Source organism: Streptomyces sp. NPDC007991, from assembly GCF_042958445.1.
GTDB lineage: Bacteria > Actinomycetota > Actinomycetes > Streptomycetales > Streptomycetaceae > Streptomyces.
This window is the reverse complement of record NZ_JBIBJD010000006.1, coordinates 226,463-240,632: the sequence shown is the minus strand read 5'-3', so window position 1 is coordinate 240,632 and position 14,170 is coordinate 226,463. Positions and strand designations below refer to the sequence as shown.

General features: G+C 68.7%; 7 protein-coding genes. 5 read left to right on the top strand and 2 right to left on the bottom strand.

All coding sequences use genetic code 11. From position 1 onward, the window contains the following. Positions 1-10: 10 nt before the first annotated feature. Entirely contained in the window at positions 11-583 is a 573-nt protein-coding gene (locus tag ACFZDA_RS18780) for a TOMM precursor leader peptide-binding protein (protein WP_391082283.1), read from the bottom strand. Between the two features lie 52 nt (positions 584-635). Then, entirely contained in the window at positions 636-1,904 is a 1,269-nt protein-coding gene (locus tag ACFZDA_RS18775) for a YcaO-like family protein (protein ID WP_391082281.1), read from the bottom strand. 715 nt (positions 1,905-2,619) lie between these two features. Here ACFZDA_RS18775 and ACFZDA_RS18770 point away from each other — a divergent pair. The 5 genes from ACFZDA_RS18770 to ACFZDA_RS18750 all read left to right on the top strand — a co-directional run bounded on the left by ACFZDA_RS18770 (position 2,620) and on the right by ACFZDA_RS18750 (position 14,158). After that, on the top strand, positions 2,620-3,252 hold the full coding sequence (locus tag ACFZDA_RS18770; RefSeq protein ID WP_391082277.1) for a methyltransferase domain-containing protein: 633 nt from the start codon (positions 2,620-2,622) through the stop codon (positions 3,250-3,252). Positions 3,253-3,425: 173 nt separating this feature from the next. Next, positions 3,426-4,616, top strand: coding sequence for a cytochrome P450 (locus ACFZDA_RS18765; protein WP_391083248.1), 1,191 nt, complete (start codon positions 3,426-3,428; stop codon positions 4,614-4,616). Between the two features lie 221 nt (positions 4,617-4,837). After that, positions 4,838-10,054, top strand: a complete 5,217-nt coding sequence (locus ACFZDA_RS18760) for a family 43 glycosylhydrolase (protein ID WP_391082274.1) — start codon at positions 4,838-4,840, stop codon at positions 10,052-10,054. Between the two features lie 147 nt (positions 10,055-10,201). Then, positions 10,202-12,166: a DNA/RNA non-specific endonuclease gene (locus tag ACFZDA_RS18755; RefSeq protein WP_391082272.1), complete on the top strand. Its 1,965-nt coding sequence runs from the start codon at positions 10,202-10,204 to the stop codon at positions 12,164-12,166. Positions 12,167-12,217: 51 nt separating this feature from the next. Further along, complete coding sequence (locus ACFZDA_RS18750) at positions 12,218-14,158, top strand: S41 family peptidase (RefSeq protein ID WP_391082270.1); 1,941 nt, start codon at positions 12,218-12,220, stop codon at positions 14,156-14,158. Positions 14,159-14,170 lie beyond the last annotated feature (12 nt).

Here is a 14,170-nt window from a genome sequence, read left to right as displayed (position 1 = left end):
AGCGAAAACCTCATGTGAGACCAGCCACCGCGTCGATGCCGGTCCGCCGGTCGCCCCAGCGGGCACCGCAACGCGGACAGCGGTCAACCGCCACCGTCGACGCGGTCGACAGCGTCCCCGCGACGAGGTCGAACGTCCGTACCGTGCCGCCGAGCCCCACCGGTCCCGCGCGCAGCTCGGCCATGGCCAGCGTCAGCAGACCGTGCGCGATGGCGAGGTGCATCCGGCCGAAGCCCTCCGGCAGACCCCGGGTCGCCTCGCCCACGGGATCGGTCTGCGCGGGGTCCCGGTGCTGCTCGACGCGCCGCAGGTAGCAGTCGTAGCAGGCCGTGGCTCCGGGGATCACGGCCGGACCGCAGACGATCCTGGTCGGGAGCAGCTCGACCGCCACCGTCGGGACGCCCCGCTCGAATCCGAGTCGGTCGAGCGCGTCACGCAGTTTCTCGTCCTGCCCGCAGTACACGGCGGCGATCACCGCGGCGTAGGACAGCCGGTCGTCGTCGGGAAGTTCACTGCCGGTCACCCGGCTCGATGCCGCCGCCTGGTAGGCGTCGGCATACTGCTCCCCGAACGCGTCTCTCACCAGGTACAGGCATTCCACTGATTGCTCAGACAGCACGTGCCTTGTCCCCCATCTACGCAGCAGGCTGCGGTTCCGGATTCAGCGACTCCTCGCCGTGGCTCTCGTGGCCCATCGCCGTCGGCGCGGCGTAGAGCCTGTCCGTGCCGAGGTATCGCTCGCTGTGAATGAACGACAGGGGCATGGCCTCGGGCACCAGCACCTTCACGGCGTGCATGCCGACCTGCCGTGCCTCGTCCGTGGTGACGTCGACGACGAGCACCTCGGCGCCCCGCGCGGCCACTTGGGCGACCGCGGCCGCCAGCGGGTCCGCGCCGGCGGACAGGTCGGGCAGCTCTTCGAGACGCCGTACGTCGCGCTCGCCTTCCAGCAGGTGCCGGAAGGCGTCACGGCGTTCGGCCGAGGCGTTGTACGCCGCCGAGCCGACCACACTGACGGTCCCGTCGTCGGGCCGCCCCACCGGCCGGCTGTCCACGCGGCCACGCAACGCCACACGCACGGCGGCGAGTTCACGGTAGATCTTGGCCACCGCCCGCCGCGGGTCGACGTCACACGTCGCGCACACGATCTGCGCCAACCGGTCTTCGTGGGGCGAGAGTTGCACGGCATACACCACAGGGATGCCGAAGTCCGTCGTCGCGTCGAAGAGCCGGACGTCGAGGTGACGTGCGGTCCCCGTCGTGTGGTAGGCGCGTTCGAGCGGCTCCAGGAGCTCCGGGTCGACCGACAGTCGCGGCAACCGCAGGCGCTGCAGCCACGCGATCGAGAGCGCGTCCCGCTCCACGACCTCGAGCAGCCCGCCGAGCACCGCGCTGCGGATGTCGGAATGAACGGCCGCTCCCGTGGTGATTCCCCGGGTGAACCGTTCCGACCGTGATCGCGGTGCCATGTGGAGGTACACCGCGATGGCCGGCACGAGGACCTGGCACCGTCGGGTGAGCGACCAGGCTCGCACCCATCTGATCGGGGTGGCCGGGTCGTACGGGACCAGACCGCAGTCGTCACGAGCGAACTCGCGCTCGGAACACCGGGGCCACCGCGAGGGCGAAGCGAACTCCTCGGTGAGTTCGTCCTCGGCGGCGACGAGGATGTCGTCGTCGTGCCAGGCGCAGACCGAGTACCGCTCGAGAGCCTCGGCGACCGAGACCAGTCTGGCCCGCTCGCCCGCCAGCGCGCTGCCGACACCGTCGACGTTCCCCAAGTCACCGTCGTTCCTCCAGCCCCGCATGCTGTGCAGGACCTTGGAGGGGTCACCGATGCTGGAAACGCGGACGGCGAAGTCCGGATCACCGTCGGCCACGGGCAGGGGCGCGGTGCGGGACACCAGTCCGTAGGGAGATACCAGGGACGCTATTTGCTGTAACGCAGGCGTACTGACGTCCATAGGTTCTCCCCCGTTGAGAAACTCAGACTGACGGCAGTTGGTCGGCTGCCGTGGGTTGATCGTCACCGACGTGGCCCAGGCTGTCAAGCAATGCGGAGCCGGTCCCTTCGGTTGCGTGAGGCTATTCCTGCTGGTCAGGGCGCTTTTTTTGCGTGTAGGGAGCAAGTTCTGTCACAGGGTGGAAGTGCGCCGCTTCGGGTGACGTGACGCCAAAGGGCTGGCCGTCCAAGAAGATGTGCGGCACGATGTCTGGTCGGCGCAACGGGGAGAAGTGCTGGACCTACGCCGGCGGACATGGCTCTACGTGCATGAAGTCCGGGCCGGTCGGGTATGCCGACGTGTCAACGGGGTCGAAGCAGCCCGGAACCGCCGGTGCGTAGTTCAGAAAGGGCTTTCGACCAGCCCCCGCCGGTCCGTTATGGGCGAGCAGGCGGTCGAAGGGGGAACTCGCGGCATGGCCGCCGCGGATATGGACGAGCGAATCCGGCCGATACGACCTGGCCGGTGGCGACACTTTTCTGGCACAGTCTGCTGGAACCACGTCCCGAATCCGGCTGGTTCACTGCCCTGGTGCCGCGTACGGTGCCGGGAGTTCGCCGCAGCGGACGGGTTCCGGCCCGGGCGGATGCGGGGCGGATCGACAAGGGGGAACAACGTGACCGATGTGACCAAAGAGAATCAGCGGCTTCTCGCACTGTGGCAGGAATACGCTCCCCGATATGACCGTGACGCCGGGCGTCTCGAAAAGATGCTGCTCGATGACGGGCGTGCCTGGGTGGCCGGCCAGGCAAAGGGGGAAGTCCTCGAAGTCGCCATCGGCACCGGCCTGAATCTGGAGTTCTATCCGGCCGGGGTGTCCGTGACCGGACTCGACCTGAGCCCGGCCATGCTGGACCAGGCCCGGGAGCGTGCCGCCAAACTGGGCCGGGAGATCGAGCTGCGGGAAGGGCAGGCCCACGCGATGCCGTTCGCGGACGACTCGTTCGACACGGTCGTCTGCACGCTCGGCCTGTGCAGCGTGCCTGATGAACGGCCCGTGATCGCCGAAATGTACCGGGTGCTGCGACCTGGGGGGCGGCTGCTGCTGCTCGACCACGTGGGCAGTCACCACCGGTTGGTCTTCTGGTGGCAGCGCCTGCTGGAGAAGAACATGCTGCGACAGTGCGGCGACTACCAGACCCGTCGGCCGCTCCCGCTGGTCCAGCAGGCCGGATTCGTCATCGAGCACCAGGAACGGCGCAAGCTGGGCGTCGTCGAGCGGGTCACCGCGCGCAAGCCGGCCGCATAGCGGCCGGTTTCACTTCGCCCGACCACCAATTCGACGAGCAGCGGACCATCCGGTGGAAATCCTGGCTGCGGTGGCCGTGTTCGGGGACTTTCTCTTCTGGGCCCAGGGCGAAGCCCTCCGCCGACGCGGACCCATACCTACGTTCTAGCAAAGGATGACGAGACGTGACATCCATGGCCGACACCTGGGGAATCCACGAGGCGCAGTTCTGGCTACGTGACCAGGCGCCGGAAGCCCCGGTGCGCTACGACGCTCAGGCCGGAATCTGGTGCGTCTACGGCTATAAGGAAGTCCAGCACGTCCTGGCCAACCCCGCGACATTCTCTTCGAATACACAGCGTGTCATACCCAAGGATATGCTGGAGGGTCAGGAGGATTTCAGCGAGGGCAATCTCATTCAGATGGACGCGCTGGAGCACAAGAAGCTCCGCGGACTGATCAGCCATGCCTTCACCCCAAAGGTGGTGGCCGATATGGAACCCCGCATCGCCGAGCTGACCAACGAGTTGCTCGACGAAGTGGCCGACGGAAATCGGATGGAGCTGGTCAACGACCTGGCCTATCCGCTTCCGGTTATCGTCATCGCCGAACTTCTCGGAGTGCCCGCCTCGGACCGGCACAGGTTCCGGGAATGGGGCGACGCCCTGATGGAGAGCACCCAGGAGTTCTCCTTCGCCGACCGGTCCGAAGAACAGCGGCAGCGGCTTCAGGACGCGATGATGAAGGTCCGGAAACTCTCCGACTACCTCCGCGAACACGTGGAGGACCGCAGGAGGAATCCCTGCGAAGACCTGATCACCAAGCTGATTCAGGCCGAAGTCGACGGTGAACACCTCACCGACAACGAAGTGGTGAACTTCTCCAACGTCCTGCTGATCGCCGGGCACATCACCACCACGATGCTGCTGGGCAACTCGATCCTGTGTCTGGACACCCACCCGGAGTGGTTCGCCAGGGTGCGCGAGGACCGGAGCATGATCCCGGCGGCGATCGAGGAAGCGCTGCGGTACTACAGCCCGTTCGCCGGGACGGCGCGGGCCACCACGACCGAGGTCGAACTCGGCGGTGAGCGCATCCCCGCCGACTCCTTGGTGGTGACGTTCCTCGGCGTGGCGAACCGGGATCCGAAGGTGTTCACCGATCCGCACACCTTCGACCCGATGCGGGACCCGAACCCGCACATGGCGTTCGGCCGTGGGGCACACTTCTGCATCGGTGCGCCGCTGGCGAGGCTGGAAGGCCGAGTGGCGCTGAACATCCTGCTGGACCGCTTCCCGAACCTGCGGAGCGATCCGGACAGCCCGCCGGTGTTCCTTCCCAGCCTGAGCATGACCGGGGTCAAGAAACTGCCGCTGGTGTTCTGAGCTCACTCGGTGTTCACCGGCGATGCACGGCGTCGTGGGAGCCGTGCATCGCCGGCCGCGAGTCGCATGTATCTGTTCGACCTGTCGGACATTGTTCGGAACCTATTGACGCTGCCCTGGGCGTCGACTGAGACTCTCGCCACACACGTCACCTGCGTGTAACAGCAGGCCCACGGCAAGGGCTTGCCGTCGCCTCGTCATCCCCAGGGGACCCCCAACACATGACGCACGTCGTACGACTTCGCAGCCGCGCGAGACGCCGGGCGGGCCATCTCGCCGGACTGACCGCCGCGTCGATGCTGCTCGCCCTCGCCGGACCCGGTGCCTACGCACAGGCCGCCCCGGCGGCACCGGCGGCCGAAGCCGCGGACATCACCGACGGCCTGGCCCTGTGGTACAAGCTCGACGCAGGCTCCGGCAGCACCGTGACCGACGCCTCCGGCAACGGCCGCAACGGCACGGTCAGCGGCACCGCCGACTGGTCGGCATCCGGTCAGGGGCTCGCCTTCAACGGGTCGGACACCTACGTCAAGGTGCCGGACGACGTCATGAAGGGCATGGACTCGATCACCGTCTCCATGGACGTGCTGATCGACTCCGCCCAGAGCACGCCCTACTTCCTCTACGGCTTCGGCAACACCAGCGCGGGCAGCGGCAACGGCTACCTGTTCACCACCGGCAACTCCTTCCGCACCTCCGTCGCGACGGGCAACTGGTCGACCGAACAGACCACCAAGCCGTCCGACTCCCACAACCTGACCCGCGGCGTCTGGAAGCACGTCACCTACGCGCAGACCGGCTCCACGGGCGTGCTCTACGAGGACGGCGTCGAGGTCGGCCGCAACACCTCGGTCACCACCACGCCCGGCGCCATCGGCTCCGGCACCACCAGGGCCAACTACATCGGCAAGTCCGTCTACGACGGCGACAAGCTCTTCAAGGGCCGCATACGCGACTTCCGGGTCTACGACCGGGCGTTGGCCGAGCCGGAGGTCGAGCAGCTCTCGCTCCCCGTCGCCACGCAGGGCGTCGCCGACGACAAGGAGGCGCTGAGCCTGGGTGACACCAGCGGCGTCACTGACGACCTGGACCTGCCCAGGACCGGCCCGGCCGGCGGCTCCGCCATCACCTGGGACAGCGACAACCCGTCCGTCGTGTCGGACACCGGCAAGGTGACCCGCCCCGCGGCCGGCTCGCCGGACGGCCGTGCCACGCTCACGGCGACCCTGAAGAAGGGCACCGTGACCGGCACCAAGACCTTCGACGTCACGGTCCGGCCCGCACTCGACGACGCCGCCGCCACCCGGCAGGCCGCCGAAGAGCTCACCGTCCACAACCTCGACGACGCACGCGGCAACCTCACCCTGCCCAGGACCGGCGCCTTCGGCACGACCGTGACCTGGTCCTCCGCGAAGCCGGACGTCGTCTCCGCCGGCGGCGAGGTCCACCGCCCCGCGCACGGCGACGGCGCCACCACCGTCGAGCTGACCGCCACCGTCACCAAGGGCGAAGCCGAAGCGACCCGCGTCCTGAGGGCCACGGTGCCCGAACTGCCCGCCGATGCGCCCCTCAAGGGCTACATGTTCAGCTACTTCACCGGCGAGGGCACCGCCGACGGCGAGCAGCTGTACGCGGCCCTCAGCAAGGGCGACGACCCGCTGCACTGGCGCGAACTGAACGACGGCAAGCCGGTCCTCACCTCCACACTCGGCGAGAAGGGCCTGCGCGACCCGTTCATCATCCGCTCCCCGGAGGGCGACAAGTTCTACCAGATCGCCACCGACCTGAGGATCTACGGCAACGGCGACTGGGACGCCTCCCAGCGCACCGGCAGCAAGTCCATCATGGTCTGGGAGTCCACCGACCTGGTGCACTGGACGAACCAGCGTCTGGTCAGGGTCTCACCCGACAGCGCGGGCAACACCTGGGCGCCGGAGGCGTTCTACGACGCCGAGCGCGGCCAGTACGTCGTCTTCTGGGCGTCGAAGCTGTACGACAACGCCGAGCACTCCGGTGACACGTACAACCGCATGATGTACGCCACCACCCGCGACTTCTACACCTTCAGCGAGCCCAAGGTCTGGATCGACCGCGGCTACTCGGTCATCGACTCCACGATGATCCGGCACGACGGCACCTACTACCGCCTGTCCAAGGACGAGCGGAACAACACCTCCTCCACCCCCAACAGCAAGTTCATCTTCCAGGAGAAGAGCGACTCGATCCTGAACCCGTCCTGGACCCCGGTCGCCGAGGGCATCGGCAAGGGCGCGATGAACGCCGCCGAGGGGCCGCTGGTGTTCAAGTCCAACACCGAGGAGAAGTGGTACGCGTTCCTCGACGAGTTCGGCGGCCGCGGCTACATCCCGTTCGAGACGACCGACCTCGCCTCCGGCACCTGGACCCCGTCCACCGGCTACGACCTGCCCGCCAAGCCCCGGCACGGCACCGTGCTGCCGGTCACCCAGGCCGAGTACGACCGGCTGCTGCGCGCCTACCAGCCGGACCGGGTCGTGAAGAGCGTCGAGGACGTCTCCGTGAAGACCGGGATCGGCAAGGCGCCGGTGCTGCCGGCCACGGTGATCGCCGAGTACGCCGACGGCGTCAAGCGGCCCGTCGCCGTCACCTGGGAGGACGTACCGGCGTCGAAGTACGCTCAGGCCGGCACCTTCACCGTGACCGGCAGCCTGCCGGACGGTGCCGCGATCCCGGTCCGGGCCGAAGTCACCGTGTCCGACGAGGGACCGGACGTCCCGGCCGACCTGCTCCTGCACTACGACTTCGACGAGACGAGCGGCGGCATCGCCCGTGACTCCAGCGGGCACGGCTACCACGGCACCTACGTCCGTACCCCCGACTTCGGCAGCGGCGTGCGGGACGGCTCGTTCAAGATGTCCGGCGACTCCGGCTCGCCGTACGTGAAGATCCCCAACGGTGTGCTGAAGAACGCCGACAGCGTGACGGTGTCGACGTACGCCAAGTGGAAGGGCGGCAGCGGCTTCCAGTGGCTGTTCGGGCTCGGGCCCGACAGCGACAGGTACCTGTTCGCCACTCCGTCCAACGGCGGCTCCAGTCTCTACTCGGCCATCACGAAGGCGAGTTGGTCGGCGGAGTCGAAGCTGACGGCCGGCTCGCAGCTCACGCCCGGCCAGTGGCGGCACGTCACGGTGACGCTGGACGGCGCCACCGGCACGATGGTCCTCTACACCGACGGCGTCGAAGCGGCCCGCACCACGACCACCATCAAGCCGTCCGAGCTGTACGACGCGGCCAAGGACTACAGCGGCTACATCGGCCGGTCCCTGTACGCGGCCGACCCCTACTTCGGCGGCGAGGTCGACGACTTCCGCGTCTACGACCGTGCCCTCACGGGCGCCGAGGTCATGGAACTCAGCGGCAACACGGCGGGCATCGCCAAGGCGACGCACCCGGCGCTCAAGGTCGACGCCCTCATTGACGACGCGGCCGGCACGATCACCCTGCCGATGAAGGAGGGCACGGACCTCACCGCGCTGGCACCGCAGTTCGCGCTCGCGGCGGACGCGACGATCAGTCCCGCCTCCGGCAGCGTGCACGACTTCACCCGGCCGGTGACGTACGAGGTCACCGGGTCGGACGGCAAGAAGCGCACCTGGAAGGTCTCGGCACTGATCATGAAGACACCGGTCCTGCCGGGTCTGAACGCCGACCCGAACATCGTGCGCTTCGGCGACACCTTCTACCTCTACCCCACGACCGACGGCTTCGAAGGCTGGAGCGGCACGCAGTTCAAGGCCTACTCCTCCACGGACCTGGTCCACTGGAAGGACCACGGCGTCATCCTCGACCTGGGACCCGACGTCAGCTGGGCGGACAGCAGGGCCTGGGCGCCGACGATCACGGAGAAGGACGGGAAGTACTACTTCTACTTCTGCGCCGACGCCAACATCGGCGTCGCCGTGTCCGATTCTCCCACCGGGCCGTTCAAGGACGCCCTGGGCAAGCCGCTGCTCAAGGCCGGTGACTTCCGCGGCCAGATGATCGACCCGGCGGTCTTCACCGACGACGACGGCAAGAGGTACCTCTACTGGGGCAACGGCCGCGCCTACGTCGTCCCGCTCGGCGACGACATGACCTCCATCGACACCTCGAAGGTCACGGACATCACCCCGAGCGGCTACAACGAGGGCACCTTCGTCATCAAGCGCAAGGGCACCTACTACTTCATGTGGTCGGAGAACGACACCCGGGACGAGAACTACCGCGTCGCCTACGCGACCGGCCCCTCGCCCACCGGCCCGTGGACCAAGCGGGGCGTGATCCTTCAGAAGGATCTCTCGCTGGGCATCAAGGGGCCGGGCCATCACTCCGTCGTCCATGTCCCGAACACCGACGACTGGTACATCGCCTACCACCGCTTCGCCCTCCCCGGCGGTGACGGCACCCACCGCGAAACCACCATCGACAAGCTGGAGTTCGGCCCCGACGGTCTGATCGAGAAGGTCGTGCCGACGCTCGGCGGCATCGACCCGGTCACCGTCGTCCACGCGGGGCCGGACGCCGGCGGCACCGAGGGTGAGGCGATCACACTCGCCGGCACGGTCTCCGGGGCCGGCACGCCCCAGTGGGCCGTGCAGGACGGTGCCCCCTGCACGGTCAAGGACCCCGGGGCGGCCAGGACGACCCTTCTCTGCACCGACGACGGCACCTTCCAGGTCACCCTGACCGGCGGGCGCGGCACCGACACCGCGACCGTCAAGGTCGCCAACGCCGCCCCGGCCATCACCTCCGCCCAGGGCCCCGGCTCGCCCCTCCCGGCAGGCGAGGCCGCCGTCGTCACCGCGTCCTTCGACGACCCGGGCACGGCCGACCGCCACACCTGCACGGTCGACTGGAAGGACGGCGGGCGGCCGACGACCGGCACGGTCACCGGCTCCGGCTGCCGCGCCGCACATGTCTACGACGACGCGGGCATCCACCGTCCGGTCGTCACCGTCACCGACGACGACGGGGGCACGGACACCACCACGCTCGCGGAGCTGGTCGTCTACGACCGGGCCGCCGGGCCGGCGGCCGGCGCCGGCACGATCACCTCGCCGGCCGGTGCCTACCCGGCCGGGCCGGGGCTGACCGGGAAGGCGGCGTTCGCCCTGGGCGCCCAGTACCGGAAGGGAGCCACTGTCCCCACCGGCAAGGCCACGTTCGTCTTCGGCTCCGCCCGGCTCACCTTCCGCTCGACCGGCTCCGACTGGCTCGTGGTGAACGGCTCCCGGGCCGTCTACCAGGGCACCGGCACGGTGGGCGGCAAGGGTGGCTACGCCTTCAGCGTCACCGCCACCGACGGCCCGGACACCTTCCGCATCAAGATCTGGAACAAGTCCACCGGCGATGTCCTCTACGACAACAAGACGGGCGCCAGGACGAAGGGCATCGTCACCATCGGAGACCACCGAGGTTAGGTCCCTCTTCAACAATTGACGCTTCATAGGAACTTGTTGGCCCGACTTGCCGCCTCATGCCCCTCGGCCATGATGGACATGAGGGGCAAAGTCGTCTTTCCCGCCGCATCTCCGGTGCCGTCTCGCCCACGAAGGATGCGTGCCACCATGGCCACCAGAAGCAGGAACACGAAGAAGACCACCTCGAGGACCCCGCAACGGCAGGCCGCGTCCAAGTCCGCGTCCGGGTCCGCGCCCAAGTCGCCGTCGAGGTCCGCTGCGAAGACGGCCTCGGCGAAGAAGGGCTCGCCCTCCGGCGATGAACTCATCTCGTCGCTGCGGCAGTACGTCCGCGTCCGGGGCCCGCACCTGCTGGAGGACCCGAACATCACGTCGGTGGGCGTCGGCCGCAAGCTCACCGGTGATCAGCCGGGCGGCGACGTGGCCCTGCAGTTCACCGTGGCGACCAAGGCCGAGCCCGAGGCGCTGGAGTCGCTGGGCACCTCGCTGATCCCGGCCACCATCACCGTCGACGGCTTCGAGGTGCCCACCGATGTCATCGAGCGCACCTACAAGCCGAGTTTCCACATGGTGGCCGAGGTGGAGAGCCCGACGCGCAAGAGCCGGCTGGATCCCATCCGGCCCGGGGCCAGCGTCGGCGCGGTGACGATGTCGGCCGGCACCATCGGCTGCATCGTGTTCGACCGGGCCGACGGCACACCGTACGTGCTCAGCAACTGGCATGTACTGCACGGGCCGTTCGGCGAGCTGGGGATCGAGGTCGTGCAGCCCGGCACACGGGACGACAATCGCATCGACCGCAACAGGATGGGCGTGCTCAAGCGTTCCCACCTGGGCGTGGCCGGGGACTGCGCGGTGGCGACCATCGAGGACCGCGACTTCCTCCCGGAGTTCCTCGAGCTGGACGTCGCCCCCCGGACCCTGGGGGAGCCCGAGCTCGACGACAAGGTGGTCAAGAGCGGCCGGTCCACCGGGGTCACCCATGGCATCGTCCGCCGCGTCGACACCGTAGCGAAGATCGACTACGGCGGGGTGACGGGCCAGCAGACCGTCGGGTGCTTCGAGATCGGCCCGGACCCCGACCGTCCGTCGGCGGACGGTGAGGTCAGCAGCGGCGGTGACTCCGGCTCCGTGTGGCTGTTCAAGGAGGGCGACGACCGCGTGAGCACGGTGCTGGCCGGCCTGCACTTCGCCGGTGAGGGCACCGGCGACCCGGACGAGCACGCGCTCGCCTGCCTGTCGACGTCGGTGTTCGAGAAGCTCGACATCACCCTCAGCCAGCCGGCGCCGGAGCAGCTGGAGATCATCACCGGCTACGACGCCGACTTCCTCGGCGAACGGGTCGAGGCCCCGGAGCTGGACGCCGGCCTCGCGCGCGACGCCGCACTCCTGGACGGCTCGCCGGTCATCCCGTACACGCATTTCTCCCTCACCCTGAGCAAGAAGCGGCGCTTCCCGTTCTGGGTGGCCTGGAACGTCGACGGCGGCTCGCTGAAGAAGCTCAGCCGCAGCGGCATCCCCTTCGTCAAGGACCAGCGACTGCCCGGCACGGCGCAGGTCGGCAACGAGCTGTACCAGGCCAACCGGCTCGACCGGGGACACATCGCCCGCCGCGCCGACCTGCTCTGGGGCAGCCTGCCGGAGGCGAACAAGGCCAACACCGACTCGTTCTTCTACACCAACATCACCCCGCAGATGGACGACTTCAACCAGAGCGCCAAGAACGGGGTGTGGGGTGCGCTGGAGGACGCCGTCTTCGACGACGTCGACGTCGACGACCTGAGGATCAGCGTCTTCGGCGGGCCGGTCTTCCAGGACGACGACCGGGTCTACCGGGACGTGCGGATACCCCGGGAGTTCTACAAGGTCATCGCCTTCACCGAGAACGGAGAACTGAAGGCCAGGGCGTTTGTGCTCACCCAGAACCTGGACCAGCTCGAAGCGCTGGAACTGGACGAGTTCCGGGTCTTCCAGGTCACCCTCGGCGAGGTCGAGGACCGCACCCGGGTGCGCTTCCCCGCCGCCCTCCACAAGGGCGACACCCCGCACGTGCCCGAGGCGGCGGCGGACCGCGCGCCGCTGCAGACCACGGCCGACATCCAGTGGGACTGACCGCCCTCGTCAAAGCCCCGATCACCCACCACGAAGGACTGGCGCATCACCATGACCCGACCGGTTCATGAGAAGAACGCCCCCGAGTTCCCGCAGAACGCTGCGGAACCGGTACGCGACCACCTGCTCGGTGCGGCTCCCCTGCCCGCCTTCCTGCACGGCGCCGGCCAGTTGTCCCTGGAGGACCGCCGGCTCCTCGTCGACCAGGCCCTGGTCCTGCTGGAGCAGAACTACGTCCACCTGCCGCTGAAGACCGCGATGCACGCCGTCAACCCGGTCCAGCGGCTGCGGCTGCTGCGCCGGCGCATGGAGCGGCAGACACCGCAGACCATGCCGCGGGAGTGGCTGTTCCACGCGGAGATGTCGGAGATCTTCCACTCGGTGCGGGACCTGCACACCAACTACCTGCTGCCCGACCCCTTCAAGGGCAAGATCGCCTTCCTGCCGTTCCTCGTCGAGTCCTGCACGGACCAGGACCGCACCCGGTTCCTGGTCACCCATGTGGCGAGCGGCTTCTCGGCGCCGGGGTTCGAGCCGGGGGCCGAGATCACCCACTGGAGCGGCATCCCCGTCCTGGACGCGGTCGACCTCAACGCGGCCCGGTTCGCCGGCAGCAACACGGCGGCCCGGCGCAGCCGGGGTGTGCAGTCGCTGACCGTTCGGCCGCTCACCATCCATCTTCCGCCGCTGGAGGAGTGGGTGACGGTCAGCTACGTCGACCTCGCCGGAACGGCCCGGGAACTGCGGCAGAGCTGGCAGATCGTGGAGAACCTGCCCTCGTTCGTCTCCGCCGACCGGGGCACGGCCGTGTCCCAGGGCATGGACCTCGACGGGGACGAGACCCAGCGGGCCAAGGTGCTGCTGTTCGCGCCCCGGGTGGTCGCCCAGGAGCGGGCCGCCGAGGCGGACGAACCCCTGCCGGACCTGGAGGCGGGCGAGATCGTCACCACCATGCCCAAGGTGTTCCGGGCCCGGGCCGTCACCACGCCGTCCGGAACGTTCGGCCACATCCGCATCTTCACGTTCAACGTCGACAGCCCCGGCACGTTCGTCGCCGAGTTCGTCCGGCTCATCCGGCAACTGCCGCAGGGCGGTCTCATCGTGGACGTCCGGGACAACGGCGGAGGGCACATCCACGCCGCCGAGTTCACCTTGCAGACGCTGACGCCGCGCCGGATCACCCCCGAACCGGTGCAGTTCGTCAACACGCCGCTCAATCTGCGGATCTGCCGGCGCTTCCAGGGTGGTCCGGGACTGGATCTGGGCCCGTGGGTGCCGTCCATGGAGCAGGCCGTCGAAACCGGCTCGGTGTACTCCGGCGCGTTCCCGATCAGCCCCGAGAACGGCGCCAACGTCATCGGACAGCAGTACTTCGGACCCGTCGTGCTCATCACCAACGCCCGGTGCTACTCGGCCACGGACATCTTCGCGGCCGGATTCCAGGACCACGGCATCGGCCCCGTGCTCGGCACCGACGAGAACACGGGCGCCGGCGGCGCCAACGTCTGGACGCACGATTTGCTGTCCGAGTTCCTGGCGGACGACCCGGGCACGCCCTACACGCCCCTGCCGAAGGGGGCGGGGATGCGGGTGTCGATACGCCGCACGCTGCGGGTCGGCCCGAACTCCGGTACGCCGGTGGAGGACCTCGGTGTCGTCCCCGACGAGCTGCATCGTATGACGCGCCGTGACCTGCTGGAGGGCAACCCCGACCTCCTGGACCACGCGGGCCGGCTCCTGCACGGTCTGCCTCCGCACGCCGTGACGATCACGGAGGCCGCCCCCGCCGACGGTGCGCTCCGTCTGAAGCTCACGGCGGAGAACATCGACCGCGTCGACGTCTACCTCGACCAGCGCCCCCGCGCCTCCGTCGACTTCACCGGCAGCCGGGCCGACCTGCTGGTCCACGGCGCCGCCTCCGCCCACACCGCCCATCTGGAGGGCTTCGAGGCGGGTCGCCTGGTCGCGAGCACGACCAGGGACCTGCCGTAACCGGGGGAGGGG